The 26,623-nt window shown below is 65.3% G+C and carries 30 protein-coding genes and 1 tRNA gene; 15 read left to right on the top strand and 16 right to left on the bottom strand.

Annotation, left to right across the window (positions count from 1 at the left end):
* Positions 1-10 precede the first annotated feature (10 nt).
* From RM190_RS00495 to metG, 4 genes are all read right to left on the bottom strand, one after another.
* Positions 11-217 (bottom strand): hypothetical protein, encoded by a 207-nt coding sequence (locus RM190_RS00495; protein ID WP_311757424.1) that lies wholly within the window; start codon positions 215-217, stop codon positions 11-13.
* Positions 218-508: 291 nt separating this feature from the next.
* Positions 509-594 (bottom strand) — tRNA-Leu (locus tag RM190_RS00490).
* Positions 595-634: 40 nt separating this feature from the next.
* Entirely contained in the window at positions 635-1,555 is a 921-nt protein-coding gene (rocF, locus tag RM190_RS00485) for an arginase (RefSeq protein ID WP_311757423.1), read from the bottom strand.
* Between the two features lie 34 nt (positions 1,556-1,589).
* Entirely contained in the window at positions 1,590-3,308 is a 1,719-nt protein-coding gene (metG, locus tag RM190_RS00480) for a methionine--tRNA ligase (RefSeq protein ID WP_311757422.1), read from the bottom strand.
* A gap of 48 nt (positions 3,309-3,356) precedes the next feature.
* Between metG and RM190_RS00475 the strand changes: the two genes are divergently transcribed.
* Positions 3,357-3,701, top strand: a complete 345-nt coding sequence (locus RM190_RS00475; RefSeq protein WP_311757421.1) for a bleomycin resistance protein — start codon at positions 3,357-3,359, stop codon at positions 3,699-3,701.
* Positions 3,702-3,756: 55 nt separating this feature from the next.
* Here RM190_RS00475 and RM190_RS00470 read toward each other — a convergent pair whose 3' ends face one another.
* Positions 3,757-4,734 carry a threonine ammonia-lyase gene (locus RM190_RS00470; protein ID WP_311757420.1) on the bottom strand — a complete coding sequence of 326 codons (978 nt, stop codon included), beginning with the start codon at positions 4,732-4,734 and terminating at the stop codon, positions 3,757-3,759.
* Between the two features lie 49 nt (positions 4,735-4,783).
* Between RM190_RS00470 and RM190_RS00465 the strand changes: the two genes are divergently transcribed.
* Positions 4,784-5,119, top strand: a complete 336-nt coding sequence (locus tag RM190_RS00465) for an ArsR/SmtB family transcription factor (RefSeq protein ID WP_311757419.1) — start codon at positions 4,784-4,786, stop codon at positions 5,117-5,119.
* Positions 5,120-5,132: 13 nt separating this feature from the next.
* Here RM190_RS00465 and RM190_RS00460 read toward each other — a convergent pair whose 3' ends face one another.
* Complete coding sequence (locus RM190_RS00460; protein ID WP_311757418.1) at positions 5,133-5,477, bottom strand: hypothetical protein; 345 nt, start codon at positions 5,475-5,477, stop codon at positions 5,133-5,135.
* Positions 5,478-5,618: 141 nt separating this feature from the next.
* Between RM190_RS00460 and RM190_RS00455 the strand changes: the two genes are divergently transcribed.
* Both RM190_RS00455 and RM190_RS00450 read left to right on the top strand, forming a co-directional pair.
* On the top strand, positions 5,619-6,035 hold the full coding sequence (locus tag RM190_RS00455) for a GNAT family N-acetyltransferase (protein WP_311757417.1): 417 nt from the start codon (positions 5,619-5,621) through the stop codon (positions 6,033-6,035).
* Between the two features lie 151 nt (positions 6,036-6,186).
* Positions 6,187-6,396, top strand: coding sequence for a TOBE domain-containing protein (locus RM190_RS00450; protein ID WP_311757416.1), 210 nt, complete (start codon positions 6,187-6,189; stop codon positions 6,394-6,396).
* 50 nt (positions 6,397-6,446) lie between these two features.
* Here RM190_RS00450 and RM190_RS00445 read toward each other — a convergent pair whose 3' ends face one another.
* Together RM190_RS00445 and RM190_RS00440 are read right to left on the bottom strand one after the other, a co-directional pair.
* The gene (locus RM190_RS00445) at positions 6,447-6,884 is read right to left on the bottom strand and encodes an NUDIX hydrolase (RefSeq protein ID WP_311757415.1); all 438 of its coding nucleotides are present in this window, start codon (positions 6,882-6,884) and stop codon (positions 6,447-6,449) included.
* A 3-nt stretch (positions 6,885-6,887) separates the two neighbouring features.
* The gene (locus RM190_RS00440) at positions 6,888-7,502 is read right to left on the bottom strand and encodes a GcrA family cell cycle regulator (protein WP_311757414.1); all 615 of its coding nucleotides are present in this window, start codon (positions 7,500-7,502) and stop codon (positions 6,888-6,890) included.
* A 134-nt stretch (positions 7,503-7,636) separates the two neighbouring features.
* Here RM190_RS00440 and RM190_RS00435 point away from each other — a divergent pair, with 134 nt between their 5' ends.
* The 4 genes from RM190_RS00435 to argF all read left to right on the top strand — a co-directional run bounded on the left by RM190_RS00435 (position 7,637) and on the right by argF (position 11,291).
* Entirely contained in the window at positions 7,637-8,458 is an 822-nt protein-coding gene (locus tag RM190_RS00435; protein WP_311757413.1) for an ABC transporter permease, read from the top strand.
* A gap of 169 nt (positions 8,459-8,627) precedes the next feature.
* Positions 8,628-9,797 (top strand): aspartate aminotransferase family protein, encoded by a 1,170-nt coding sequence (locus RM190_RS00430; protein ID WP_311757412.1) that lies wholly within the window; start codon positions 8,628-8,630, stop codon positions 9,795-9,797.
* On the top strand, positions 9,790-10,266 hold the full coding sequence (locus RM190_RS00425; RefSeq protein WP_311757411.1) for a GNAT family N-acetyltransferase: 477 nt from the start codon (positions 9,790-9,792) through the stop codon (positions 10,264-10,266). Before RM190_RS00430 ends, RM190_RS00425 begins: the two co-directional genes overlap by 8 nt.
* Before the next feature lie 98 nt (positions 10,267-10,364).
* Positions 10,365-11,291, top strand: a complete 927-nt coding sequence (gene argF / locus RM190_RS00420; RefSeq protein ID WP_311757410.1) for an ornithine carbamoyltransferase — start codon at positions 10,365-10,367, stop codon at positions 11,289-11,291.
* Positions 11,292-11,344: 53 nt separating this feature from the next.
* Here argF and RM190_RS00415 read toward each other — a convergent pair whose 3' ends face one another.
* Both RM190_RS00415 and RM190_RS00410 read right to left on the bottom strand, forming a co-directional pair.
* Positions 11,345-12,709, bottom strand: a complete 1,365-nt coding sequence (locus tag RM190_RS00415; protein WP_311757409.1) for an HlyD family type I secretion periplasmic adaptor subunit — start codon at positions 12,707-12,709, stop codon at positions 11,345-11,347.
* A complete protein-coding gene (locus RM190_RS00410) occupies positions 12,706-14,448 on the bottom strand; it encodes a type I secretion system permease/ATPase (RefSeq protein ID WP_311757408.1) in 1,743 nt (580 codons plus the stop codon). The genes RM190_RS00415 and RM190_RS00410 overlap by 4 nt, the downstream gene beginning before the upstream one ends.
* Before the next feature lie 145 nt (positions 14,449-14,593).
* On the opposite strand from RM190_RS00410, the gene RM190_RS00405 reads away from it, so the two are divergent.
* Both RM190_RS00405 and RM190_RS00400 read left to right on the top strand, forming a co-directional pair.
* Complete coding sequence (locus RM190_RS00405) at positions 14,594-15,325, top strand: MlaA family lipoprotein (RefSeq protein WP_311757407.1); 732 nt, start codon at positions 14,594-14,596, stop codon at positions 15,323-15,325.
* Positions 15,315-15,911, top strand: coding sequence for an MlaC/ttg2D family ABC transporter substrate-binding protein (locus RM190_RS00400; RefSeq protein WP_311757406.1), 597 nt, complete (start codon positions 15,315-15,317; stop codon positions 15,909-15,911). The genes RM190_RS00405 and RM190_RS00400 overlap by 11 nt, the downstream gene beginning before the upstream one ends.
* Before the next feature lie 67 nt (positions 15,912-15,978).
* On the opposite strand, the gene RM190_RS00395 is transcribed toward RM190_RS00400, so the two are convergent.
* Positions 15,979-18,339, bottom strand: coding sequence for a transglycosylase domain-containing protein (locus RM190_RS00395; RefSeq protein ID WP_311757405.1), 2,361 nt, complete (start codon positions 18,337-18,339; stop codon positions 15,979-15,981).
* A 255-nt stretch (positions 18,340-18,594) separates the two neighbouring features.
* Between RM190_RS00395 and RM190_RS00390 the strand changes: the two genes are divergently transcribed.
* A complete protein-coding gene (locus RM190_RS00390; RefSeq protein WP_311757404.1) occupies positions 18,595-20,034 on the top strand; it encodes an ammonium transporter in 1,440 nt (479 codons plus the stop codon).
* A gap of 78 nt (positions 20,035-20,112) precedes the next feature.
* On the opposite strand, the gene RM190_RS00385 is transcribed toward RM190_RS00390, so the two are convergent.
* Entirely contained in the window at positions 20,113-21,117 is a 1,005-nt protein-coding gene (locus RM190_RS00385; RefSeq protein WP_311757403.1) for a polyprenyl synthetase family protein, read from the bottom strand.
* Between the two features lie 75 nt (positions 21,118-21,192).
* Between RM190_RS00385 and RM190_RS00380 the strand changes: the two genes are divergently transcribed.
* The 3 genes from RM190_RS00380 to RM190_RS00370 all read left to right on the top strand — a co-directional run bounded on the left by RM190_RS00380 (position 21,193) and on the right by RM190_RS00370 (position 22,387).
* Positions 21,193-21,408, top strand: a complete 216-nt coding sequence (locus RM190_RS00380; protein WP_311757402.1) for a putative signal transducing protein — start codon at positions 21,193-21,195, stop codon at positions 21,406-21,408.
* A complete protein-coding gene (locus RM190_RS00375; protein ID WP_311757401.1) occupies positions 21,398-22,153 on the top strand; it encodes a tRNA1(Val) (adenine(37)-N6)-methyltransferase in 756 nt (251 codons plus the stop codon). The genes RM190_RS00380 and RM190_RS00375 overlap by 11 nt, the downstream gene beginning before the upstream one ends.
* Positions 22,154-22,222: 69 nt before the next feature.
* The gene (locus RM190_RS00370; protein ID WP_311757400.1) at positions 22,223-22,387 is read left to right on the top strand and encodes a YdcH family protein; all 165 of its coding nucleotides are present in this window, start codon (positions 22,223-22,225) and stop codon (positions 22,385-22,387) included.
* Positions 22,388-22,470: 83 nt separating this feature from the next.
* Here RM190_RS00370 and phbB read toward each other — a convergent pair whose 3' ends face one another.
* The 3 genes from phbB to RM190_RS00355 form a co-directional block, all read right to left on the bottom strand.
* Positions 22,471-23,196, bottom strand: coding sequence for a beta-ketoacyl-ACP reductase (gene phbB, locus RM190_RS00365; RefSeq protein WP_311757399.1), 726 nt, complete (start codon positions 23,194-23,196; stop codon positions 22,471-22,473).
* Between the two features lie 84 nt (positions 23,197-23,280).
* Positions 23,281-24,456 (bottom strand): acetyl-CoA C-acetyltransferase, encoded by a 1,176-nt coding sequence (locus RM190_RS00360; RefSeq protein WP_311757398.1) that lies wholly within the window; start codon positions 24,454-24,456, stop codon positions 23,281-23,283.
* Between the two features lie 122 nt (positions 24,457-24,578).
* Positions 24,579-25,406, bottom strand: a complete 828-nt coding sequence (locus RM190_RS00355) for an EAL domain-containing protein (protein WP_311757397.1) — start codon at positions 25,404-25,406, stop codon at positions 24,579-24,581.
* A gap of 92 nt (positions 25,407-25,498) precedes the next feature.
* Between RM190_RS00355 and RM190_RS00350 the strand changes: the two genes are divergently transcribed.
* Entirely contained in the window at positions 25,499-26,083 is a 585-nt protein-coding gene (locus RM190_RS00350; protein WP_311757396.1) for a DNA-3-methyladenine glycosylase I, read from the top strand.
* Here the strand turns inward: RM190_RS00350 and RM190_RS00345 are convergent.
* A complete protein-coding gene (locus tag RM190_RS00345) occupies positions 26,058-26,603 on the bottom strand; it encodes a TlpA disulfide reductase family protein (protein ID WP_311757395.1) in 546 nt (181 codons plus the stop codon). The genes RM190_RS00350 and RM190_RS00345 overlap by 26 nt on opposite strands.
* Positions 26,604-26,623: the final 20 nt, after the last annotated feature.

Below are 26,623 nucleotides of genomic sequence, written 5' to 3'. Positions count from 1 at the left end.
GGCGCAGCCTTCATGCCCCCGTTCGTCGTCTCACGGGGTTATCGGCCTCGGCCTTTGGCTTGGCGGCATAGCTGGTTGCCCTGACGATGGGCGGGTCCATCCGTCCAGTCTGGTCGGGGTTCTCGGGGAAGTATCGGATGCACTCGGCATAGGCGACCCAGCGCGGGCCGCGTCCCTGCCTGCGCCACCTGCGCAGCGTCTCGGGGTGGACTTGCATTTCTGCCGCCTTCTCGGCGGGGGTCAGTAATATTTCAGGCATCCTCAGCACCAATGCAGAAGTTCACTCCGACCGGATGGTCGGCGTGGTCCTGTCCTAGTTACTCTCTGCCTTTAAACCCGATGGGCTGGCTCTATCGGCCATAGTCGCGGGTTAACCCGCTGTAATACAACACTGCCAAGCAGCGCAGCCCTCGTCAAGCCACCTGTAAGACGGTGGGACGCTTGGAGGGACGCTCAAAGGTCTGATTTCATGTTTATTTATGTATTACAGCTACATAAGCCGTTTTTGTGGTGCGGGCGGCGGGACTCGAACCCGCACAGGCTTGCGCCCCAGGGTGTTTAAGACCCATGCGTCTACCATTCCGCCACGCCCGCGCCGATCCGTGGCTAGCGGGCGCGGGGCAGGTTGGCAAGCTTAGAAGCTGCGGGTCGGGCGGTCAAAGACCTTGCGGCCCATCAGCGAGCCGACCAGGTCGACCATCAGCTTTGCCGTGCGGCCGCGTTCGTCCAGGAACGGGTTCAACTCGACCAGGTCGAGCGACGTCACCAATCTGGATTCGTGCAGGAGTTCGCAGACCAGATGCGCTTCGCGGAAGGTGGCGCCCCCGGGGACGGTGGTGCCCACTGCAGGTGCGATAGATGGGTCCAGGAAATCCACGTCCAGGCTGACATGCAGCAGTCCGTTTTGCGCCCGCACCAGGTCCAGGAAGGCCCGCAGGGGGGCGGCGATGCCCAGTTCGTCCAGAACGCGCATGTCGTTCACAGTGATCTCGGTTTCCTCAAGCGAGGCGTGCTCGGCCGGATCGACCGAGCGGATGCCGAACATGCAGATGTTTTCGCCGGGAACGGGGGCAGGGAAGGGCGGGAAGGGCTCGAACCCGGCGCGACCGGCGGCATAGGCCATCGGCGTTCCGTGCAGGTTCCCCGAGGTGGTGGTCCGCACGCTGTGGAAATCGCTATGCGCGTCCAGCCAGATGACGAACAGGGGTCGGCCCGCGGCCTTTGCATGGGCGGCAACGCCCGAGACCGTGCCCAAGGACAGCGAGTGGTCGCCGCCCAGAAAGATCGGCAGCCCGTCCGGCATCGCCGCGCTTGCGGCGGCTGACAGGGCCTCGGTCCAGGCGATGACCTCGGGCAGGTGATGGACAGCGGGATTGGCGCAGGTCTGGTCACGCGTATGGGTCGGGGCGACATCGCCCCGATCCTCGACCGTGTGGCCCAACTCGGCCAGGGTGCGGGCAAGGCCCGCGACACGATACGCGGCCGGGCCCATCAGGCAACCGGCGCGACGCTGGCCTTCGTCGACGGGTGCGCCGACCAGGATGCAATGGGTCATCTTCCCTCCTGCAAATGCTGGGGATCCGGGCGGATCAGCTGCGGATTCCCTTGAAACGTTCCTGCCATTCGTCGCGGTTCTCGTCGCTGATCTTGGCGAACAGCACCTCGGGGACGGTAAAGGCATGACCGGCGGACAAGGCAGCAAGCGCCGCATCCACATCGCCCGGCCAATCGCGGTTCTCGGTCTGCATCGCGTCCAGCATCGCATCCGCGGCAAAGGGAATGAAGGGCGCCGACAGGACCGCGTAAAGCCGGATCAGGTTCAGGCCCAGCCTGACTTGCATGGCGGCCTTTTCCGGATCGGTCTTGAAGGTCGACCAGGGTGCGGCAGATTGCAGGTATTCGTTGCCCAAGACCCAGATCGCGCGCAGCTCGGCCGCGGATTTGCGGATCTCCATCCCGTCCATGAAGCCCTCATAGGCGCGGATGCGGGTGGTCAGGGCTTCGATCAGGGTGGTTTCCTCGGCGCCATAGCTGCCGCCCTCGGGGATGACCTCGCCGAATTTCGACCGGCAGAACTTGGTGATGCGGCTGACGAAGTTGCCCAGCACGTCGGCCAGATCCTTGTTCACCGATTGCTGGAAGTTGTCCCAGGTGAACTCGCTGTCGCCGGATTCCGGCGCGTGGGACAGCAGCCACCAGCGCCAGTAGTCGGCGGGCAGGATCGACAGCGCCTGATCCATGAAGACGCCGCGGCCTTGCGAGGTGCTGAACTGGCCGCCGTCATAGGTCAGGTAGTTGAAGGATTTGATGTAATCGACCAGCTTCCACGGCTCGCCCGAGCCGATGATCGTGGCGGGGAAGCTCAGCGTGTGGAACGGCACGTTATCCTTGCCCATGAACTGGGTGTAGGTGACGTCGCCCGCGCCCTCGTCCAGACGCCACCAGCGGCGCCATTCGCTGTCGGGCAGGCCCTTGGCGTCGGTGCCCTCGGCAGTGCCGGCGATATATTCGATGGGCGCGTCGAACCAGACGTAGAAGACCTTGCCCTCCATCCCCGGCCAGGGCTGGTCGCCCTTCTTGACCGGGATGCCCCAGTCAAGGTCGCGGGTGATGCCGCGGTCCTGCAGCCCGTCACCATCGTTCAGCCATTTCCGGGCGATCGAGGTGGTCAGGATCGGCCAGTCCTTCTTGCTGTCGATCCAGTCCGAGATCTGGTCCTTCAGCGCGCGCTGGCGCAGATACAGGTGCTTGGTCGCGCGGACTTCCAGATTGGTCGAACCCGAGATCGCCGAGCGCGGGTTGATGAGGTCGGTCGGGTCAAGCTGCTTGGTGCAGTTCTCGCATTGGTCGCCGCGCGCCTTGTCATAGCCGCAGTTCGGGCAGGTGCCCTCGATATAGCGGTCGGGCAGATAGCGGGCGTCATCGATCGAATAGACCTGCTTTTCCTCGACCTCGGTGATCCAGCCATTCTCGTCCAGCTTGCCCGCGAAATGCTGGGTCAGGACATGGTTGCGTTCGCTGGACGAGCGGCCGAAATGGTCGAAGCTCAGGCCGAAGTTCCGCGCGATTTCCGCCTGCACCTCGTGCATTTCGGCGCAATAGACGGCGACAGGCTTGCCGGCCTTCTTCGCCGCCAGTTCTGCCGGAGTGCCGTGTTCGTCGGTGGCGCAGATGAACATCACCTCGTGGCTGCGCTGGCGCAGGTAGCGGGCGTAAAGGTCCGCCGGCAACTGCGAGCCGACGAGATTTCCGAGATGCTTGATCCCGTTGATATAGGGGATCGCCGAGGTGATGAGGTGCCGGGCCATGTCTGCGTCCTTGTCTGTCCGGCGTTTTCTAGCGGCGATGCAAGGCGAATGAAAGCGCCGCGCGCGCAGCTTCTTGGCTTTCGGATCGCCTATGGACGGCCGGCGGGGGGGTTCGCCTATCTTCAGCGCGGCCCGATCCAGATCATGCTGTGCCGCGTGAATGGCGAATGGGAGACGGGGGCCCTGCAGGCGCCCTTTGGCCGTGGGATCAATTTCCAGATGCAGGTCGACAGTCTTGATCCGCTGCTTGAAAAGCTGGCCAATGCCGGATGGGCGCTGTTCCGGCCGGTCGCGGAAAAACGCTATCGCGTCGGGGATGGCTGGTCAGTTTGTCGGGAACTCCTGGTCCAGGATCCCGACGGCTATCTGCTGAGATTTGCGGTGGATGCCTAATACCGGGAAATGCCTTCGGGTCTCGCCCGCATTGGCCCACCGCAGGGGGTCAGGCCTAAAGCAGCGCCCGGTACCGCGCGCCCGAGACATTGCCGCCCGTGACCACCGCGGCTGTCCTGCGCCCGGCAAGACTGTCCGCATAGCGGATTGCCCCGGCCACCGCCGCTGCGCCCGAGGGTTCGACTACCTGTTGGTGATGGTCCAGCATCCAAAGCATCGCCTCCCGGATCTCGGCCTCGGTCACGGGCAGGACGCGGTCCACCCGGTCGCGCACCAGCGGCCAGGTCATCGTACCCGGCTCGATGAGGCCGCTGATCCCTTCGGCGATCGAGGGCGCAAGGTCGACCTGCACCTGCGTGCCAGCTTGCGTCCAGCGGATGAAAGTCGGGCTGACCTCGCTTTGGATGGCCCAGATCTCGACATCGGGGTTAATCGCCTTTGCGATTGTCGCGATGCCCGAGGCAAGGCCGCCTCCACCGATGCAGACCAGGATGACCTGCACATCGACCCAGTCGGTCAGAATCTCCAGCCCGACAGTCCCGCCCCCAGCGATCATCTGAGGATTGTCATAGGCGGACACGAACCGCGCGCCACCCTGATGGGCCTGGGCAAGCGCGGCCTGCCTTGCTTCCTCGATCCCGTCGAAGAATTCGATCTGCGCCGCGTTCGCAGTCATCGCCGCGATCTTCATCGGGTCGGCGGTGCGGGGCAGGCAGATCGTCACCGGCACCCCCGCCGCCCGACCAGCCTGGGCCAGAGCCAGCCCATGATTGCCGGCGGTCGGGGCGATGACCCCGGTGGCGCGTTCCCGTTCATCGAGATGCGCGATGACATTCGCCGCACCGCGCAGCTTGAAACTGCCTGTGGCCTGCTGGTTTTCCAGCTTCAGCCGGACCTCGGCGCCGACAAGGGCACTCAATTCCAGCGACCGGTCCAGCGGCGTCGCGCGGATCACCGGCCTGATGTTCTGCGCGGCCCGCAAGATGTCGGGCGCCGAAACCCGGCGATCCGGTCTTTCGTTTTCGTTCGGCATCACTTACCACCATCAAGATAGCTGAATAACTATATAGGATATTGACTATATGGATGCCGATGTCTCGTCAACCGCCGAACTGCTGCGTGCCTTGGGGAACGAGCATCGCCTGACGATCCTGGACTGGCTTTCGGATCCAAGGGCCCATTTCCCTGCGCAGCGGGACGGCGATCTGGTGACGGACGGGGTCTGCGTGGGCTTCATCACCGACAAGATCGGCCTGAGCCAGCCGACCGTGACAAACCACCTTCAATACTTGTCGAAAGCCGGCTTGGTCACATCGAAGCGGATCAAGAACTGGGCCTTTTACAGGCTCGTCCCCGAACGGGTCGAGGAAGCGCGCGCGGCGCTGGCCCGGTTGGCGCTGCCGGTTCAAAGGCCCTGACCGCGACAGGCATTCAAAGGCGAAAGAGCCGACGAAGCGCCGGCCCCCGGTCAGCGAAATACTTCAAGATCGTGATGAGCGATGCGTGAAGAGCGGGGGCCATGAGTATCATCGCCAAAGGGTCGTGGCCCACGTAGATGATGCTCGCCCGCGCCATTCTCTCGGGAAAAAGCAGCGGAAAAAGACCCAGCTTGGGCAGGAACAGGACTGCCAGAACGGCAAGCGCCATCAGGGCGAAAGAGACGCGTGCCCCTTTGCCGCGGAAGACGATCGCCAGCACCATTGCCACGCCCCCAGACAGCAACCAGATGTAGGACGCGAGGCCCGGAACGGTTGCGGACCCGCCATGTTCGATCACTGAACGCCCCCTTGGTGCCAGCGGATATTCGGGCACTTTCGCAAGCCTATCACCCGCCTTGTCTCCTGTCGCATGAGGATTGATTTTCGCGCCGCCGAATGGTCGACAAGACCTCAACCAGAAGCTCGCAAAAGGACTGCCATGACACCGCCCGGCTACGACATCCTGCCCCGCATCCCGACGGTCGAGGAATATCTGCGCCTTCGCGCCGCTGCCGGTCTGAGCGCCTTTTCAGTCGAGGCGGCGACACTGGGACTTGGGGGGACGGTATTTGCTGTGATCGTCCAGCACGCGGGCCACGCGGTCGGCATGGGGCGTCTGATCGGTGACGGCGGCTGCTTCTTTCAAGTCGTGGATATCGCCGTCGATCCTGCGCATCAGGGGCGGGGGCTGGGAAAGGCGATCATGGCTGCGCTGACCGAGCATATCGACAGCCAGCTTCCCGCCTCGGCCTATGTCAGCCTGATTGCGGATGTTCCGGCGAACCGGCTTTACGAGCAGTTCGGATTTGCCGAGACGGCGCCGCGATCCCTGGGCATGGCGCGGCGGGTCGGATAGGCGAAATTCGCCTTGCGCAGCCTGCCGGCCCCGCGCCTCATGGACAGGAAGTTCATGAGGGGCGCGCGCCGACAGGATCGCACATTCCGACCGGGATTGACGCTGCGTCGATGGCTTCGCTATTCGGGGAAATCAACCATTGGAGATTGCCATGAAACTCAGCGCGCGCAACGTTCTTGAGGGCACCGTGACCGAGATCGTCAAGGGTGCCGTGACCAGCCATGTCCGGCTGGACATCGGTGGCACGATCGTCACTGCCTCGATCACCAATGACGCGGTGGCAGAGCTTGGACTGACGGTCGGCGCAAAGGCCGCGGCCGTCATCAAGGCCTCGGACGTGATGATCGGCGTTCCCGACTGACGCTTTTCCCAAGATGGGGCCGTGCCGGAAGTTCCGGCCCGGCCCCGGCGTCAGGCGTCCCGCATCGCCACGGCGCGGCGCAGCGTGGCGCAGACGCCCGCACTGAGGGGCAGGGCCCCGGTCAGCGCATCCTTTACCGGAACCCAGCGCGCATCCAGCGCGTCATCGGCCGCGACGGGATCGCCCGAAACAAAGTCGCACAGCACCGCCGCCAACAGGAAGTGAAAGCGCAGCGTGCCGTCGGGCGCGTGCTCGATCACGTCGATATTGTCGATATAGCGGCGGGGGCGGGCGATCACGCCGGTTTCTTCGGCCAGTTCACGCGCGGCCGCGTCAAGCCCGGTTTCGGCCGGTTCGACATGGCCCCCGGGAAAACCCCAGAGGCCCGCATCGGGCGGATTTCGGCGCTGGACCAGCAGGACGCGCGGGTCGTCCGCAGCGCCGTCCAGCGTCACGGCCAGCGCCGCCAGCCGGGGAAAGTCCGGCAAGGTTCAGCGCCGACGGTCGCGGCGCGAGCTCATCGGCTGGAAGGCGACGCCGACATGAGCCTCGCAATAGGGCTTGCCGGGTGCCGAGGGCAGGCCGCAGAACCAGAACTTGTCGGTCGCGGGGTCGCCGATCGGCCATTTGCAGGTGCGCTCGGTCAGCTCCATCAGGGTCAGCTTGCGGGCGCGCTTTTCAACCTCGCGAACCGAGGCCAGGGCCTCGGGGCTGATCTCGTTGGCCGAGGGCTGGGGCGGCAGCGGCTGGCCAGCGGGGACGATCGGTCGGCGGTTGAAATTGACCGGCTGCGGGGTCGGCATCGTCTCGGCCGCGGGGGCGGCGGCTGCCGGGGCAGGTTGCGGCTCCGGCTCAGGGTGCGCGGCTGCGGGCGCAGCGGCGGGGGCCGGGGTCGGCTGCGGCGCGGGCCGGGCTTCCGCCACGGGGGCGGCGGGGGCCGCGATCTCGGCCCCGTCTTCGGCGCGGTTCGACAGGCCCAGCCGGTGAACCTTGCCGATCACGGCGTTCCGGGTCACGCCACCCAGTTCTTTGGCGATCTGGCTGGCCGACTGGCCTTCGGCCCACATGCGTTTCAGCGTCTCGACGCGCTCATCGGTCCAGGACATGGCTTGCCTTTCCTGCGCCGGGCGTCCGCTCCGGCGCGTTGTCTCATGCTAGTGGCTTCAATTCCGCGGGGCCCGGTCTTAAACCGGGGATAGTCAGATTTACCCGTCCGAGCCCGCAAATTCAAGGAGCGCAGATGCAGCCAATTCCATCAGGCCCCGGTTTCCGTCAGATGGGGGTCCGCCGTTTCGGCCGCGTGAACTGGCTGGGCCTTTATACCCTGGCCCGGCGCGAGATCATGCGATTCATGAATGTCTGGCAGCAGACGGTGTTCGCGCCACTGATGACGGCAGGGCTGTTCGTCATTGTCTTTGCCCTGGCGCTGGGCCGCGACCGGGGCGAGGTGATGGGCCTTCCTTACCTTGCGTTCCTTGGCCCCGGCATCCTGATGATGACGGTGATCCAGAACGCCTTCGCCAATACCTCGTCCAGCGTCATCTCGGCGAAGATGCAGGGAAATATCGTCGACACCCTGATGCCGCCCTTGTCCGCGGGCGAGATTCTGGCCGGATATCTGGCCGGAGCCTTGGTGCGCGCGCTGATCGTCGCGCTGGCCATCGGGATCGGCATGGCGCTGCTTCTGGAACAGGGCATCGCGCATCCGCTTTGGGCGCTGGCCTTCATCCTGCTGGGCGCGGCGCTGATGGGTGGGCTGGGCCTTCTGGGCGGCATCGTCGCGCAGAAATTCGACCAGATGGCCGCGATCACGAATTTCATCGTAACGCCGCTGTCCTTCCTGTCTGGCACCTTCTATTCGGTCCAGTCGCTGCCGCAGCCTTTCCGGGCGCTAGCGCATTGGAATCCCATCTTCTACCTGATCGACGGGGCACGCTATGGCATCGCGGGGGTTTCGGACGCACCGCCGCTGCGCGGCCTGCTCGTCTGCCTTTTGACGGTCGCGCTGGTTCTGTTCACTGCCTGGCGATGGCTGCGTTCGGGTTATCGGATGAAGCCGTGAATTCCGTTGCGCAAGGGCGGTTTCCGCGCTATGCGACGGCCCATGATCGCCCGGACCGCATATATCGCCCGTCCCCGACGTTGATTCGCTCAACGTCCGATCCTGCCTGCCTTTCCGTCATTTTCCGGTTGCCGCGTCTTGCGGCCCCTGTCTGCAAAGGGACCATTCCATGATTTCGCATGTCCTGCCGACCTATAACCGTGCCGATCTTGCCTTTGAACGTGGCGAGGGAAGCTGGGCCATCGCGACGGACGGGACGCGATATTTGGATCTTGGCGCCGGGATCGCGGTGAACGCGCTGGGCCATGCCAACCCGGAACTGGTCGCGGCCCTGACCGAGCAGGCGGGGCGGATCTGGCATGTCTCGAACCTGTACCACATCCCCGAGCAGGAGCGGCTGGCCGACCTGCTGGTCGAGAATACCTTCGCCGACACCGTCTTCATCACCAATTCGGGCACCGAGGCCGCAGAACTGGCGATCAAGATGGCCCGCAAGTACTGGGCCGAACAGGGCGAGGACCGTTTCGAGATCCTGACCTTCGAAGGCGCCTTCCACGGCCGTTCGACCGGTGCGATCGCTGCCTCGGGGTCCGAGAAGATGGTCAAGGGCTTCGGCCCGCTGATGCCGGGATTCCGGCAGCTGCCCTGGGGCGACATGTCCGCGCTGGAGGCCGCGATCTCGGACCGGACCGCCGCGGTGCTGATCGAACCGATCCAGGGCGAAGGCGGCATCCGGCCGCTTTCGGACGAGGACCTGCGCCTGATCCGCGCGCTTTGCGACCGCAACGGCGCGCTTCTGGTGCTGGACGAGGTTCAATGCGGCATGGGCCGGACGGGCAAGCTTTTCGCGCATGAATATGCCGGGGTCATCCCCGATATCATGATGGTCGCCAAGGGCATCGGCGGCGGCTTCCCGCTGGGCGCGGTGCTGGCCACCGAAAAGGCGGCCGCGGGCATGGTCGCGGGCACGCATGGTTCGACCTATGGCGGCAACCCGCTGGCCTGCGCGGTCGGCGCCAGGGTGATGGAGATCGTCGCTGCGCCCGAATTCTTGGCCGAGGTGAACCGCAAGGCGGGCCTGTTCCGCCAGAAGCTCGAGGCGCTGGTCGCCGCCCATCCCGACGTCTTCGAAGGGGTGCGCGGTCAGGGCCTGATGCTGGGCCTGAAATGCAAGGCCGCGCCCTCGGACCTGGTCAAGGCTGGCTATGCCGAACATATCCTGACCGTTCCGGCCGCGGATGGCACGCTGCGCCTGCTGCCGCCGCTGAACATCAGCGACGAAGACATCGCCGAGGCGGTGGCACGGCTGGACCGGGCCGCCGGAAGGCTTGATGGATAGGTTCGGTTTCCGGCCCGTCGCGCGCGCCGATCTGCCCTTGCTGGCGGATTGGCTTGCCGCGCCGCAGGTTGCGCGCTGGTGGCGCGGGGCCGGAACCCAGTTGGCCGGGATCGCCGAGGATCTGGACGAACCCGCCATGCGGCAATGGCTGGTGACGGATGGGGATGTTCCCATCGCCTATGCGCAGGTCTATCCGGCGCATCATTGGGCCGCGCCGCATTTCCACGACCTGCCGGCTGATACGCTGGCGATCGACTGCTTTTCCGGGCCGGGGGGATTCGGGCTGGGCGGCCTGTGGCTGGACCAGCTTGCGCGGCGACTGCTGGCCGAGGCGGGGGCGCTGGTCATCGATCCCGAGCCCGACAACCATCGCGCGATCCGTGCCTATGAAAAAGCCGGTTTTTCGGGCGGCGACCTGCGGCTGACCGAGGATGGCGGCAAGGCGCGCATCATGACCCGTCTCCGATGAGGGATTGTCCGTCCCAGAATGCGAGAAACGGGCCTCGGGCCTTGACCTAAAGCCGGCAAAGCGGCTTCCTTGCCGGATCAATCCGAAAGACAGAAACAATGAACAGTTTCCTTGACATCCACACCACGGACAAGGCCGACCTGCGGGGCATGATCGACTCTGCCCGCCGGATGAAGGATGCCCGCGCCGGCCAGCCGAAGGGAACGCCGGATGCCGACCTGCCGCTGAAGAACCGCATGGTCGCGCTGATCTTCGAAAAGCCCTCGACCCGGACCCGCGTCAGCTTCGACCTGGGCGTAAGGCAGATGGGCGGACAGACCATGGTCCTGTCTGGCAAGGAGATGCAGCTTGGGCATGGCGAGACGATCGCCGATACCGCCCGCGTGCTGTCGCGCTATGTCGACCTGATCATGATCCGCACCTTCGAAGAGGCGACGTTGCTGGAAATGGCGGAATATGCCAGCGTCCCGGTCATCAATGGCCTGACGAACCGCACCCATCCCTGCCAGATCATGGCCGATGTCATGACCTTCGAGGAGCATCGCGGCCCGATCGCGGGTAAGAAGGTGGTCTGGTCCGGCGACGGCAACAATGTCTGCGCCTCGATGATCCATGCGGCCGGGCAATTCGGCTATGACTTCACCTTTACCGGCCCGCCGACGCTGGACCCCGAGGCCGAGGCGCTGGAATTCGCCCGCGCGCAGGGCGTCCGCGCGGTGATCGAGCGTGATCCGGTCAAAGCGGTCGAGGGTGCCGATCTTGTGGTCACCGATACCTGGGTGTCGATGCACGATCCGCAATCCGCGCGCGAGCGGCGGCATAACCAGCTGCGCGGCTATCAGGTGAACGGCGAGCTGATGGGCCATGCCCGGCCCGATGCGCTGTTCATGCACTGCCTGCCCGCCCATCGCGATGATGAGGTGACGAGCGCGGTGATGGATGGCCCCAACTCGGTCATCTTCGACGAGGCCGAGAACCGGCTGCACGCACAGAAAGCGGTCATGCGCTGGTGCCTGGGCGTCTGATACCGGCGGCAGTGCAAGGGTATTCCGGGCGCGGCGATCCAGCCGCGCCCGTTTCAGTTTTCCCGGAAGGCGCGGGTGAAATAATCGCTGAGCGGCTTTACCAGATAGGCAAAGGGGCTGCGGTCGCCGGTCCGGACATAGACCTCGACCGGCATCCCCGGCACCAGATCCATGCCCTTCAGCTTGGCGATCTGTTCCGGCGGGATCGTCACCTCGGCCCGGTAATAGGGCACATGCGTCGCCTGATCGACCAGCGTGTCGGGCGAGACATGGCTTAGCACGCCGTCGATTTCGGGGGTGGTGCGCGATGAAAAGGCCGAAAAGCGCAGCACGACCTGCTGGCCCGCATGGACTTCGTCGACATTGATCGTCGCGACCCGCGCGGCGACGACCAGCGGGCGGTCCTGCGGGATGATGTACAAGATCGGGTCGGCCGGCCGGATGACCGAGCGCGGCGTCGTCACCTGCAATTCCTGCACCACGCCCGAAACCGGGGCGCGAATCTCCAGTCGGGTGATCTGTTCGACCAGCGACCGCCGCCGTTCGGCCAGTTCCAGTTCGCGATAGCCCAGTTCGCGCAATTCGGTTTCCGCCTGCTCGCGATAGGTCGCGGATTTCTCCAGCCGCGACAAATCTATCTCAGCCAACTGGGTTTCCGCCTGCGCGCGGGTGGCCGTCATCTCGCCCAGAAGCCCGTCCAGCCGGGCCGCCTCGCGCTCCAGCGCAAGCACGCGTGGCGCCTGCGCCAGACCCTTGTCCAGCAAGGCGCGCTGGTCGCGCAATTCCTGCGAGATGAAATCGCGCTGCAAATTCAGGGCGTCGGTCTGCGCATCGATCCCCCCGATCTGCGAGCCGACCTGTTCGGATTGCTTGGCAAGCTGGCCCAGCGACTGGCTGAGCGTGTCGAGCCTTGCCCGGAACAGGCTTTCCTGTCCCTGCATCAAGCCGGTCAGGTCGGGACGGGTCACGGCGGCCTTCAGCAGTTCATCGGGGAAATCGATCCGGGTCTTGTCCGAGCGTTCTGCCTCAAGCCTGCCCTTGCGGGACAGGATCTCGAAATATTGGCTTTCGACAATGGTCAGTTCGGTCCCCAGCAAGGCGCCATCCAGCCGGAGCAGGGGTTGGCCAGCCTCCACGCGTTCGCCATCGTGGATCAGGATCTCGTCCACCACGCCGCCATCGGGGTGCTGGACGATCTGGCGGCGCTGCTCGACCTCGACCTGGCCCGAGGCGACGACCGCGCCGGCGATGCGGGCGGTCAGCGACCAGGTGCCAAAGCCGCCGACCAGCAGGGCCAGCGCGGCAAGTCCCAGGATGATCGGGCCCCGCGCCGACCATGTCGGGCGCGCGGGGGGCACCGCCACCGGCGCCGGAGCCTTGGGCGAGGGACGTTCGACCGGATAGCGGGAGTCGTTCATGTCATCCCTCCGCCCATGCCCTGCGTGCGGTTGATCTGTTCGGCATTCTTCACCATCGAGCGCAGGACTTCGTCCCTTGGGCCAAAGGCGCGGGGCAAGCCCTGGTCCATCATCAGCAGCAGGTCGCATTCGGTGATCGCGGCGGGCCGGTGGGCCATGATGATGACAGCCCCCCCGCGGGCCTTGATGTTGCGGATCGCGGCGTTCAGCGCGGCCGAGCCGTCGTTGTCCAGGTTCGAGTTCGGCTCGTCCAGGACGAAGACCACGGGATCGGCGTAAAGCGCGCGGGCCAGTCCGATGCGCTGCATCTGCCCCCCCGACAGCCGGCCGCCGCTATGCGTGACCGGGGTGTCATAGCCCAGCGGCAGGTCCAGGATCATGCGATGCGCGGCGGCGGCGGTGGCTGCCGCAACGATCGCCGCGGGATCGGGGGTCGAGGACAGCCGTGCGATATTTTCGGCAATCGTGCCGTCGAACAGCGTGACCTGCTGGGGAAGATAGCCGACAAGGCTGCCCAGCACATCGGGATCGTACTGGTCCAGCGTCGCCCCCTCGAGCCGGATCGAGCCTGCCGCCACCGGCCATGCGCCGATCAGGGCGCGCCCCAGTGTCGATTTTCCCGCGCCCGAGGGGCCGATGACCCCAAGCGCCTGTCCCGGCGCCAGATCGAAGCTGACGCCGCGCAGCGTGGGCGCGGTCTGGCCGGGCGGAACCACGGTCAGGTTGCGCACCTCCAGCCGCCCTTGCGGGCGGGGCAGGGGCGTCCTGGGCAGCGTCGGGGGGCGACGCGACAGCAGGTCGCCCAGACGCTGCCAGCCGTCCAGCGCGCGCTGGACCATCGACCAGCCACCCACGACCTGCTCGATCGGCGCAAGCGCGCGCCCCATCAGGATCGATGAGGCGATCATCGCGCCGGGCGTCACCGCCTGACGCAGGACAAGCCAGGCCCCGGCGGCCAGAAGCGCGCTTTGCAGGAACAGCCGGAAGGTGCGGGAAAAGACGGCGAAACCGGTGGCACGGTCCTGCCCCTCGATCATCGCGGCGGTGGCCTGATCGCGCGAGACCTGCCAGCGCCGGAAGGTCGCCCCGCGCATCCCAAGCGCGCCGATCAGCTCGCCCTCGTCCCGGAACAGGTCGGACATGCGTTCCGCCTGCTGCGAGGCGAGCGTGGATTTCTGTAACGAATCGCGGCTGAGCCACTGGTTCAGCAGGGTCGAGATGACCAGCACCACCAGCCCCACCGTGGCAACCGCACCCAGCACCGGGTGGAACAGGTAGACCGCGGCCAGAAACAACGGTGCCCAGGGCAGGTCGAACAGCGCCATCAGCACCGGGGACGCGATCAGGCGCTGCAGCGCCTCAAGATCGCGCATCCCGCCCTTGGTCACCGCGTCCTGCCCCGATGCGGCGCCATCCTGCAGCGCTGCGATGAAGACCCGCCCCTCGATCAGGTCCTGGAAGCGGGCCGAGATGCGGGACATCACCCGGCTGCGCGCAAGGTCCAGAAGCCCCATCAGCACGAACAGGAACATGACGAGCAGGAACAGCGCCGTCAGTGTCTCGACCGAGCGGCTGGCCAGCACGCGGTCATAGACCTGCAGCATGAACAGCGGGCCCGTCAGCATCAGCAGGTTCACAGCGAACGAGAAGATGCCGACGAAGATATATAGGCGCCAGCAGGCGGCTCGTGCCTGCCGCAGCTCGCGGCGGCCGATCTCTGCTCTTGGCGGCAAGGCCATGCCGGTTCCCTTCTTATCGGTTGCGCCGGACTTGCCCGGACTGGTCCGACCGCATATCCCGAAATCCGGGGATACGGATCCGGCTTGCGGCCGGGCGCAAGATTGCCCGGTTGAAGGGCCATATCAAGGGAAGGTTAACATAGTTTTGAAGCGCACGATCATCCTGGCAGCCGCGGCTTCGGCCGGACTTGCCGCCTGCAGCGCGCCGACCGGGCCCGATGGCATCAACGATCCCTATGAACCGATGAACCGAAAGGTCCATGAATTCAACCGCGGTCTGGATTCCAACGTGGTGAAGCCTTTGTCGTCGGGCCTGTCCTCGGACGACAAGACGCGCGGTGCCGGCAGCTATGCGGTCGAGGCGGTGGGGAATTTCGGCTCGAACCTGGCCGAGCCGGGCAAGGCGCTGAACCACCTGTTGCAGGGCAAGCCAGAGCCTGCGGTGAAGACGACCTTCCGCTTTCTGGTGAACTCGACGCTGGGGTTTGCCGGCTTCCTTGATCCCGCCACTGCCGATTTCGCGCTGCCCGAGCAGGATACCGATTTCGGTGCGACGCTGGCGGCCTGGGGCGTCCCCGAAGGGGCCTATCTGGAACTGCCCCTGGTCGGCCCCTCGACCGAGCGGGATGCGACCGGGCGCGTCGTCGATCTGGTCATCGATCCGATGCACCTGGTCCTGAACCTGGATGAATGGCTGATCGGCCTTGGTGCGCGGGTGGTGTCAAAAGCAGGTGAGCGCGCGCGCTTTGGGGATTCGGTCGATTCCATCCTGCACGAAAGTGCCGATAGTTATGCGCAGACGCGGCTGATCTGGTTGCAGCATCGCCGCCACGAACTGGGCGAGGAAGGAGAGGAGATTGATCCCTATGCCGAATGAAACCCGCCGCGGAGTCCTGGGCCTTTTGGGGGCCGGGCTGGTAATGGCCGCGACCCCCGCGCGGGCGCTGGACACGGCCGAGGCCAGCGCGCTGGTCCAGAAGTCGCTGGACGAGGTCTATGCCGTCATCAATTCCGGCAAGGCGCCGGCGCAGATGTACAAGGACTTCGAGGCGATCTTTGCCCGCTATGCCGATGTCGACATTATTGCGCGCTCGGCCCTGGGGCCGGCGGCGCGTCAGGCGAAGGGCCCGGAATATGCCGCCTATCGACAGGCGTTCCAGGGCTATATCGGGCGCAAGTATGGCAAGCGCTTCCACGAATTCATCGGCTCGAAGATCGAGGTGACGGGCGCGCGTCCGGTCAAGTCCTTCTATGCGGTGACGTCGATCGCGCGCCTGAAGGGGCGCAGCCCGATGGAGGTCGAATGGCATGTCTCGGACAAGTCGGGACAAAGCCGGTACTTCAACATCATCATCGAGGGGGTGAACATGCTCGCCTCGGAACGGGCCGAGATCTCGGCGATGCTGGCGCGGCGCAAGGGCGATATCCCGGCGCTGGCGCAGGATCTGCAGAAGGCGGGCTGATCCCCGCCGCAGCATCGCCGCAGGCAAAGGAAAAGGCCGGTCCCACTGGGGCCGGCCTTTTTCGTTTCTATTGCTGGAAGACGCCCTGGATGCCCCGCAGCGCCTGTGTCAGCGGGTCGTCCGGGGTCAGCTCGCTATCCCCGCCCATGTCGTCGGTCGAGGTGGTCTCGGCCGGGAAGCTGGGCGGCGCGCCATCGGTCTGCACGCCGGGGTCGGGCAGCACCCGCCCGCCCGAAGGTACGGGCTGGGCGGTCCCATCGGGGGCAGTCGCCGCCCCGCCGCCCGGCGCAGGCTGCGACTGGCCAAGCGCCTGAGACAGCGCTGCGGCCAGCGGGTCGGTCGAGCCGTCCTCGCCATCCGAGCTGACGACATGGGGCACGGCGCCGCTGGCGTCGAAGACGAAATTGCCCAGCGATTCGACCGGAAGGCCGTCATGGATTTCGGACATGACCGCCTGCCAGATCTCGGCCGGAAGACCACCGCCGGTCACGCCTTTCAGCGGTTTGTTGTCGTCATTGCCCAGCCAGACGCCGGTCACATACTGGCCGGTGAAGCCGATGAACCACGCGTCGCGATAGCTGGAGGTGGTGCCGGTCTTGCCCGCGACAGGACGGTTGCCCAGCTTGGCCCGGCCGCCCGAACCGTGCTTGATCACCTGTTCCATCATGCCGATCAGCTCGCCCGCAGCCTTTTGCGAGATGACGCGCTGGCCCATGCCGCCGGACTGGCCGACCAGCGGCTGGTCGTCGCCCTTGATGCGCAACTCGACCAGGCCATAGGGCCGGACCGCGGTGCCGCCATTGCGGATGCCCGCATAGGCGCCGGTCATGTTCAGCAGCGTCGATTCCGAAACGCCAAGACCCAGTGACGGCCCCGAGGCGAGATCATGGGCAAAACCGAAATCCTGCGCCACGCGCCGCACCGCATCGCGGCCCACGATCTCCTGCAGGCGGATCGTCGCGGTGTTCAGCGACTGCGCCAGCGCGTTGGTCAGCGTGACCTCGCCGTGATACCGGCGGGTATAGTTTTGCGGCGACCACGGGCCCGAACCGCGCACGTTGATCGTCAGCGGCGCGTCCAGGATCAGATCGCTGGGACCATAGCCCTGGTCCAGCGCCGCCGCATAGACAAAGGGCTTGAAGCTGGAGCCGGTCTGCCGCATCGCCTGCGTCGCCCGGTTGAACGTCCCCGACACGGTGTTGTCGCGCCCGCCGATCATGGCGCGCACGGCGCCGTCAGGCGACATCACGACCACAGCCGCCTGCGCGGTCGAGCCTTTGGCGACCTTTTCGTCGAAGACCCGTTGCAGCGCCCGCTCGGCCGCGCGCTGGATGCGCTGGTCGAAGGTCGTCTTGATGGTCACGTCCTCGGTCGTCTCGCTGGTCAGGAAGCCGGGGCCGGATTCCATGACCCAGTCCGCGAAGTAACCGCCGGCGCGGGCCGCGGCCGCCTTGGACAGCACGGCCGGATGGGCCTTGGCATCGGCATATTGCTTGTCGTCCAGATAGCCCTGGTCATGCATCAGCCCAAGGATGACGGTCGCCCGGTCCTGCGCCCGTCCCAGGTTCGAGGTCGGGGCGAAATAGCTGGGCGCCTTCAGCAGGCCCGCCAGCATCGCGGCTTCCGAAGGGGTGACTTCCGAGGCCGACTTGTCGAAATAGCGCTTGGCCGCGGCTTCGAAACCGCGCGCGCCCGCACCCAGATAGGAGCGGTTCATGTAGATGTTCAGGATGTCCTGCTTGGAGTATTTCGCCTCCATCGCGAGGGCATAGGGCACTTCCTTGACCTTCCGCCAGATCGAGGTCTGGCGGCACTCGGCCTCGTACTCGGATTCCGATTTCCAGCGGGTCGGGTCGAAGCTTTCGCCCAGGCAAAGAAGCTTCGCGACCTGCTGGGTGATGGTCGAGCCACCGTTCCCCTGCAGCGCGCCGCGGCCTTCGGACAGGTTGATCTTGACCGCGCTGGCGATGCCCTGGGGGTCGACGCCAAGGTGGCGATAGAATCGCTTGTCCTCGGTCGCGACCACGGCGTTCTTCAGGACCGGGGCAATCTTGTCGGCGCTGACCATGCCGAAAGTTTCGCCACGCCAGGCAAAGACGCGGCCTTCGGTGTCCAGCATCGTGACCGAACCGCGGGCACGTCCGTCGAACAATGCAGAAGGTTCGGGCAGGGTCGTATAGAAATAGAAGGTCGCGGCGGCCAGGATTGCGACCATGGTGGCGGTCAACCGCCACACCGAACCCCACAGCACCCGCCAGACCAGCAGGATCAGCCCGGTGATTCCGCGCGTCATCACATTCCCCCCGCGCGACCGCGACGAACGCCCCCGACGCGATGGCTTGCGCGGAGTTTTCTTAGGATTCTTGGGGGGTTGATCGAAATTGCGCTTGTCCGCGACAATCCGGTCCTTGCCGGTCGGTCTTTTCATGCCTGTCTTCCTGCCCGGCCGGTCTGCGGCCATTTTGGCGCGGAACATACAGGAAGCGGAACAGTTTGAGAACCAAGATGACCTATCAGTGAACTGCCGCGAGAGCTTGCAGTCCGATCCCTGCCTGATGAATTTTTACGCTTGTCGAAACAGCGACCGATGATTGCCTGCACATCTCTTGTGCCAAGCGGAAAGGCGCGCGTTTTCTGGGCCCGACACGGAACTGCTCATAGGCAGAGAGAAGGTGCAGGAAACATGAAAAGACTAACCGCGATCACGGCAATGATCCCGGCGCTTGCCCTCCCGCTTATCGGGTCGGCACTGCCGGCGATCGCGCAGGAGGCAACCGATACCGCCGCCGCCGCCGTCGAGACCGTCGCCCCCATCGTCGACAAGGGAGACGCGACCTGGATGATGGTTTCGGCCATCCTCGTCATGATGATGTCCATCCCCGGTCTTGCGCTGTTCTATGGCGGTCTGGTCCGGTCCAAGAACATGCTGTCGGTGCTGATGCAGGTCTTCACCGTCTTCTGCGTGATGGCCCTGCTGTGGGTCTGCTTCGGCTATTCGCTGGCCTTCACCGGTGCCGGCTCGGCCGAGGACGTGACCGCGCTGACGCCCTTCATCGGCGGCTTCTCGAAAGCCTTCCTTGCCGGCGTCAATCCCGGCTCGCTGGCCGAAACCTTCACCCAGAACGTCTTCGTGCCGGAATATGTCTTCGTCACCTTCCAGCTTGCCTTCGCCTGCATCGCCTCGGCGCTGATCGTGGGTGCCACGGTCGAGCGCATGAAATTCTCGGCCATCCTGATCTTCGTGGTGATCTGGTTCTTCCTATCCTATCTGCCGATGGCCCATATGGTCTGGTGGTGGGGTGGTCCCAGTGCCTTCGATGCGCCGGCTGGCTTCCTGTTCGGGCATGGCGACCTGGACTTCGCGGGCGGCACCGTCATCCATATCAACGCAGGCATCGCGGGCCTTGTCGCCGCGATCATGGTCGGGCCGCGCCTTGGCTATGGCAAGGAGCTGATGGCCCCGCACAACCTGCCCTTCACCTTCATCGGGGGCTGCCTGCTGTGGATCGGCTGGTTCGGCTTCAACGCGGGCTCGAACATGGAGGCGACGGGCACCGCCGCCCTCGCGCTGCTGAACACGGTGGTCGCCACCGCTGCGGCGGCGCTGGCCTGGGCCTTCGGCGAATGGCTGTTCCGCGGCCACCCCTCGCTTCTGGGCGGTGTGTCCGGTGCGATCGCGGGTCTTGTCGGCATCACCCCGGCCGCGGGCTTCGTCGGGCCGATGGGCGCCATCGTGATCGGCCTAGTCGCGGGCTTCCTGTGCATGTGGTTCGTCGTCAGCCTGAAATCCAAGCTGGGCATTGATGAAAGCCTGGACGTCTTTGGCATCCACGGCATCGGTGGCATCATCGGCGCGATCCTGACGGGCGTCTTTGCTGCGCCTTCGCTGGGCGGCACCGGGGTCTTCGACTATGCGACCGGCGCCGTGGCCGAAGGTTACAGCATCGCGGGCCAGGTCACGACGCAGGCGCTGGGTGTCATCGTCGCGGTGGTCTGGTCGGGGGTCGTGTCCTTCGTCGCGCTGCTGATCGTCAAGGCGGTGGTCGGCCTGAGGGTCGAGGCGAATGACGAACGCCAAGGCCTGGACGTCACCACCCATGGCGAGAACGCGTATAACAGCTGATCCCTGAAGGTTCGACAAATGGAAAAGCCCGGCGTCAGCCGGGCTTTTTGCATGTCTGGCCTTTTGCGCTGGCCGGGATCAGGACAACCGAGAGACGACAAAATCCGCCAGGTTCGACAGGATCGCGCGCAGTTCGCTTTCCGGGGCCTGACGCAGCGCCGTCTTGGCGCGTTCGGCCCAGGCGACGGCATCGGCACGCGCCGCCTCCATCGCGCCGCGCCGCTTCAGGATCTCCAGCGCGGTCTGCAGGTCGGAATCGTCCTGCTGTCCCTTGCCGATGGTGCGCTCCCAGAAGGCGCGCTCATCGGCATCGGCGGCGGCGATTGCCTTGATGACCGGCAGCGTCAGCTTGCGTTCGCGGAAATCGTCGCCGACATTCTTGCCGATGGTCGAGGTCGCGCCGCCGTAATCCAAAAGGTCATCAACGATCTGGAAGGCGATCCCCAGCGCGTCGCCGTAATCGAACAGTGCGCGCTGGACCACCGCTTCGGCCCCGGCAACCACCGCGCCCGCCTCGGTCGCGGCCGAGAACAGCGCCGCCGTCTTGCCGCGGACGATCTGGATATAGATGTCCTCGGTCGTCGCCACGTCCTGCGCGGCGGTCAGCTGCAGCACCTCGCCTTCGGCAATGGTGGCGCTGGCATTGGCCAGGATCCGCATGACCTGCATGCTGCCGGTATCGGCCATCAGCTGGAAGCTGCGGGCAAACAGATAGTCGCCGACCAACACGCTGGATTTGTTGTCCCACAGCAGGTTTGCGGTCGGACGTCCTCGACGTTGCTGGCTTTCATCGACAACATCGTCATGCAGCAGGGTCGCGGTGTGGATGAACTCGACCGCGGCGGCCAGCAGGACGTGGGATTGCCCCTCGGCATAGCCGCACAGCCGCGCGGCGGCCAGCACCAGCATCGGGCGCAGGCGTTTGCCGCCCGCCTCGACCAGATGGGCCGTCACCTCGGGGATGCGCGGGGCGTGCTCACTCGCCATCCGCTCGCGGATCAGCGCATTGACGGCCGCCATGTCCCCGGCCAGTTCGGAAGAAAGCCGGTCTAGCGGCTTGGAGACGTTTTCGTTCATGCCCATCTGCCATTCCCTTTCGCTTGCCAGCCATTGCCACGCCATGGACACATGCGCAACCGCCGCATAGGTTCTGCGGTCATGAAGGAAGTCTTGCGCACCACGAATCCGCTGCTGATCGCGCGGGCCACCGACCTGCTCGAATCCGAGGGGATCGCGGCCTTTCCGCTGGATCAGCATATGAGCGTGCTGGAAGGCTCGCTTGGCATCCTGCCGCGCCGCCTGATGGTCACGGACCGCGACCTGTTCATGGCGCGCGCGATCCTGCGCGACAATCGGATCGGCGATGACGTCTGACACGCTGCGGACCGATGGTTTCCTGGGTGGGCGGCTTCGCATCACCCAGCCGGCCGGGGGCTATCGCGCGGGCGCGGACGCGGTAATGCTGGCGGCGGCCTGTGCCGCCCGGCCGGGGGAAAGCGTGCTTGAGCTGGGCTGCGGGGCAGGGGTCGCGCTGCTGTGCTTGGGCTTTCGTGTGCCTGGCCTGCGGCTGACGGGGCTGGAGCTGCAGCCCGCCTATGCCAATCTTGCGCGCGCGAATGCCGCTGCAAACGGCATCGCGGCCGAGATCCTGCAAGGTGACCTTGTCCGGATGCCCGGCGCCCTGCGCGCCGAAAGCTTCGACCACGTCATCGCGAACCCGCCCTATTTCGCCGCGGGAACGGTTGCCCCCGATGCGGGCCGCGGCACTGCGCGCCACGAAGAGACGCAGCTGCCCGACTGGATCGACGCCGCGCTAAGGCGGATTCGGCCCGGCGGGACGGTGACGGTGATTCACCGGGCCGAGCGTCTGGGCGACATCCTGCAGGCGATCGGCAGCCGCGCGGGCGCGATCACGATTCTGCCAGTCAGCGCCCGTTCGGGGCGTGAGGCGGGACGCGTCATCCTGTCCGCAAGGAAGGGGGCGCGTGCGCCCCTGAAGCTGCTTTTCCCCTTTGTCATGCACGCAAAACCGTCACATACGGCTGATGCCGAGGACCTGACCGGGGCCGCGCGCGCGGTCCTGGCCGAGGGGTGTGCCCTGGACCTGCGCGGTCCATGATTTTTTCATGACATTGCGACGATTCTGTGATGCAATCGGGCCTGTTCGATCACCCAGAAGGAGGACGATATGTCGGTTGAATCCCATGTTCAGGAGCTTCGCCGTAAACATCAGTCACTTTCCGATCAGATCGAGGCGGCACGGCGCTGCCCCGGCATGGATGAGCTTTCGATTTCGCAAATGAAAAGAGAAAAGCTGCGTCTCAAGGAGGAGATCACCCGCCTGTCGCACTGACGGCCCCTCACGGATATCGACATGATATAGGCAAAACGGCCCGCGATCATCGCGGGCCGTTCTCGTTTCCTGGCAGGGGGGCGTCAGACGACGAATTGCCCGCCGTTCGCGCTCAGCGTCGAGCCGGTGATGAAGCCCGCATCCTCGGACGCAAGGAAGACCACGCAGCGCGCGATTTCCTCGGGCTCGCCCAGGCGGCCGACGGGGATCAGCGGGATGATGCGCTCGTTCAGTACCTTTTCGTCGATGGCGCGGACCATCTCAGTCCCGATATAGCCGGGGCAGATCGCGTTGACGGTGATGCCCGCCCGCGCGCCTTCCTGGGCCAGGGCCTTGGTAAACCCAAGATCGCCCGCTTTCGCCGCGGAATAGTTCGCCTGGCCGGCCTGGCCCTTCTGGCCGTTGATCGAGCTGATGTTGACGATGCGGCCGAACTTGCGGTCGCGCATTCCCGACCACAGCGGATGGGTCATGTTGAAGACACCGGTCAGGTTCGTGTCGATGACCTCTTTCCATTGCTGGGGTGTCATCTTGTGGAACATCGCGTCCCGGGTGATGCCGGCGTTGTTGACCAGCACCGAAACCGGGCCAAGCTCTGCCTCGACCGCGCGGATGCCTGCCTCGCAGGCGTCGTAATCAGCCACCGACCACTTGTAGACCTTGATGCCGGTCTCGTCCGAGAAGGCCCGCGCGGCATCGTCATTGCCGGCATAGTTCGCGGCCACAACATAACCCGCGTCTTTCAGCGCCTTCGAGATGGCCGCGCCGATACCGCGAGTTCCCCCCGTCACCAAAGCGACTTTCGCCATGATTCCTCCAATCACCTTAATTGCCGTGAAATTAAGTTACCGACGGATATTATGGTGCGCAAGATAATTGCGCACCGCAATTTATCAGGGACGCTCAAGGCACATGGCAACGCCCATGCCGCCTCCGATGCACAGCGTGGCAAGGGCCTTTTTCGCGTCACGGCGCTTCATCTCGAACAGAAGCGTGTTCAGAATGCGCGCGCCCGAGGCGCCGATCGGGTGGCCGATGGCGATGGCGCCGCCGTTCACGTTCACGATCGACGGATCCCAGCCCATGTCCTTGTTCACCGCGCAGGCCTGGGCGGCAAAAGCCTCGTTGGCTTCGACAAGGCCAAGATCACCGACCGACCAGCCCGCCTTTTCCAGCGCCTTGCGGCTGGCTGGGATCGGACCCGAGCCCATGATCGCCGGATCGACGCCCGCCGTCGCGTAGGAGGCGATGCGGGCAAGCGGGGTCAGGCCCCTGCGTGCCGCCTCTTCCTCGGACATGACCAGCACCGCAGCGGCGCCGTCATTCAGCCCCGAGGCGTTGCCCGCCGTCACCGACCCGTCCTTCGCAAAGGCGGGGCGCAGCTTTTCCATCGCATCCAGCGTCGCGCCATGGCGGATGTATTCGTCGGCATCGACCGAGATATCGCCCTTGCGGGTCTTCAACGTCACCGGCACGATCTCGTCGGCGAAGCGACCGGCTTTTTGCGCGGCTTCGGCCTTGTTCTGCGAGGCGACGGCGAATTCGTCCTGGACGTTGCGCGAGATCTCCCACTTGGCGGCGACGTTCTCGGCCGTCTGACCCATGTGATAGTCGTGGAAGGCGTCCCACAGGCCGTCACGGATCATCGTGTCCAGCATCTTCATGTCGCCCATCTTCTGGCCGGCGCGGATATAGGCGGCATGGGGCGACAGCGACATGGATTCCTGTCCGCCCGCGATGACGATCTTCGCGTCGCCCAGCACGACCTGCTGCGCGGCAAGGGCAACCGCCCGCAGGCCCGAACCGCAGACCTGGTTCAAAAGCCACGCCGCCGATTCCTGCGGCAATCCGGCCTTGATATGGGCCTGGCGCGCGGGGTTCTGGCCCTGTCCGGCGGTCAGGACCTGGCCCAGGATCGTCTCCGACACCTCGGCCGCATCGACGCCCGCGCGTTCCAGCACGGCGCGCAGGACGACTGCGCCCAGTTCGTGCGCCGGGGTACTGGCGAAGGATCCCAGAAAACTTCCCACCGGGGTGCGGGCCGCGGATACGATCACTGCATTAGTCATGTCAGGCTCCTTCCTGAGTGACGGGTCTGGCGTCAGCCGAAGCTTGCCGTTTCATGCCGTAACGTCAAGCGGGCGCCGCAGGCCCTGCGACCGATGGGCCGTATCGCTTTCCCGGCGGGCGATCAGCCGCGTTTTGCCGAAGAATTCGGCGACCGCCACGGCGGGACGATCGTGGGGGCACCGAAGTAGTAACCTTGTAGGCAGTCGACACCCATGCCGATCAGGAAGGCCGCATCCTCGGCCGTCTCGACTGATTCCGCGACGGTGAACATGTCGAAGTGATGCGCGATGGATTGCAGCGCGCGGGCCAGTACCTGATTGTCGCGCTGACTTGCGATTTCACGGATGAACTGGCCGTCGATCTTGATCATGTCGAAGCAGAAATCGCGCAGATAGCGGAACGAGGTATAGCCCGCCCCGAAATCGTCCAGCGCAAAGCTGACGCCTTGGGCCTGCAATTCCTGCATGAAGGGGCCCACGATTTCGGGCATTCCCATGGCCGAGCTTTCCGTGATCTCAAGGATCAGGCGCTCGGCGATGCTGACATCGCCCGCGATGCCGGTGCGCAGCGTCCGCAGCCATTGCGGATATCCGATCGAGCGCGCGGACATGTTGATCGACAGCCGCAACGAGGGATCCTGTCCCAACGCCTCCAAGCCCAGGCCGAGCGAGATGCAGTCGATCTGGCGACCCAGTTCCGTCGTCTCCGCCAGGCCCATGAAGTCACGCAGGGGCACGATGCGTCCGGTTTCATCGATGATGCGCACCAGCCCTTCGTGAAACGCGGTCTGTTGCGGCTGGTCCGAACGGACGATCGGCTGATAGGCCAGCACCGCGTCACCGCGCGCGACCGCCCGACGCACCGTCGCCATGGTCATGCGCGACTGGTGATCGATGGCGAATTCCAGCGGAGAGCCGAATTCCTGTCCCGATTCCATATGTTCTGTCATCCCACCACTCCTGCCTTCGGCCCGAAGTCTGGCGATCATCTCCTAAGATCGGGTAAAGCTGGGGGGCTAACTGGAGTCGAGGTTAACAAAGCATGTCCGAACTTGTCCGCTGCGGTTGGTGCGGGACCGATCCGCTTTACGTCGCCTATCACGACACGGAATGGGGCGTCCCCGAATACGACTCGCGCGCCTTGTGGGAAAAGCTGGTGCTGGACGGGTTCCAGGCGGGCCTCAGCTGGATCACCATCCTGCGCAAGCGCGACTCGTTTCGTGATTGTTTCGAGGGGTTCGACCCGGAGCGCGTTGCCCGTTGGGGCGAACCCGAGATTGCCCGCGCGCTGCAAAATCCCGGCATCATCCGCCATCGCGGCAAGATCGAGGCCGCCGTGACCGGGGCACGCGCGTATCTGGAAATCGAGGGGGCCGAAGGTTTCTCACCCTTCATCTGGTCATTCGTCGGCGGCAGCCCGATCCAGAATGCCCCGGCCAGCCTGTCCGATGTCCCGACGAAAAGCCCCGAGTCAGAGGCGATGGCCAAGGCATTGAAAAAGCGCGGCTTCAAATTCTGCGGCCCGGTCATCACCTATGCCTTCATGCAGGCCTGCGGGCTGATCAACGACCACGTCGCCGACTGCCACTGCCACGGCCCCGTCAGGGCGCTGTCGCCTGCCGGATAAGCGCCTTGGCCGCGTCAGAGGACCAGTCCGCCCCACCTATCAGGCGCGCGATCTCGTTGCCGTCGCGGTCGATCACGATGGTGACGGGCATCCCCATCACGCCCATTTCGCGCGCCAGGCCCTGGCGCGGGTCCAGCAGGACGGGCAGGTTCCGGACCCCGGCCTCCTCCAGGAACTTCTTGATCGCGGGCGGGGGATTGTGGCCTGCGGCGATCGGCACGACCTGGAAATCGTCGCCGCCCATTTCGGCCTGCAGCTTGTCCAGCGAGGGCATCTCTTCGCGGCAGGGCGCGCACCAGGTCGCCCAGAAGTTCAGCAGAACGACCTTGCCGCGATAGTCCTTCAACGAGTGGGTGCCGCCGTCGGGGTCGGTGAAGGTGGTTTCGGGCACCAGGGCGGGATCGGTCTGCTGCAGTTTCGCAAGCCCGCCGTCATGCGCGGCCTGCCAGTCGATTTCTCCGGCGAAGGCCGGGTTTGCACCGATCATCAGTGCCGTATAAAGAACCAGCGAACGCAGCATTCCACCCCCCGAAGGACCAG

Origin of the sequence: Paracoccus broussonetiae, assembly GCF_031854425.1 — a bacterium.
Classification (GTDB): domain Bacteria; phylum Pseudomonadota; class Alphaproteobacteria; order Rhodobacterales; family Rhodobacteraceae; genus Paracoccus; species Paracoccus broussonetiae.
Note: the sequence above shows the minus strand (reverse complement) of the source record. Positions and strands in the feature narration are given on the sequence as shown.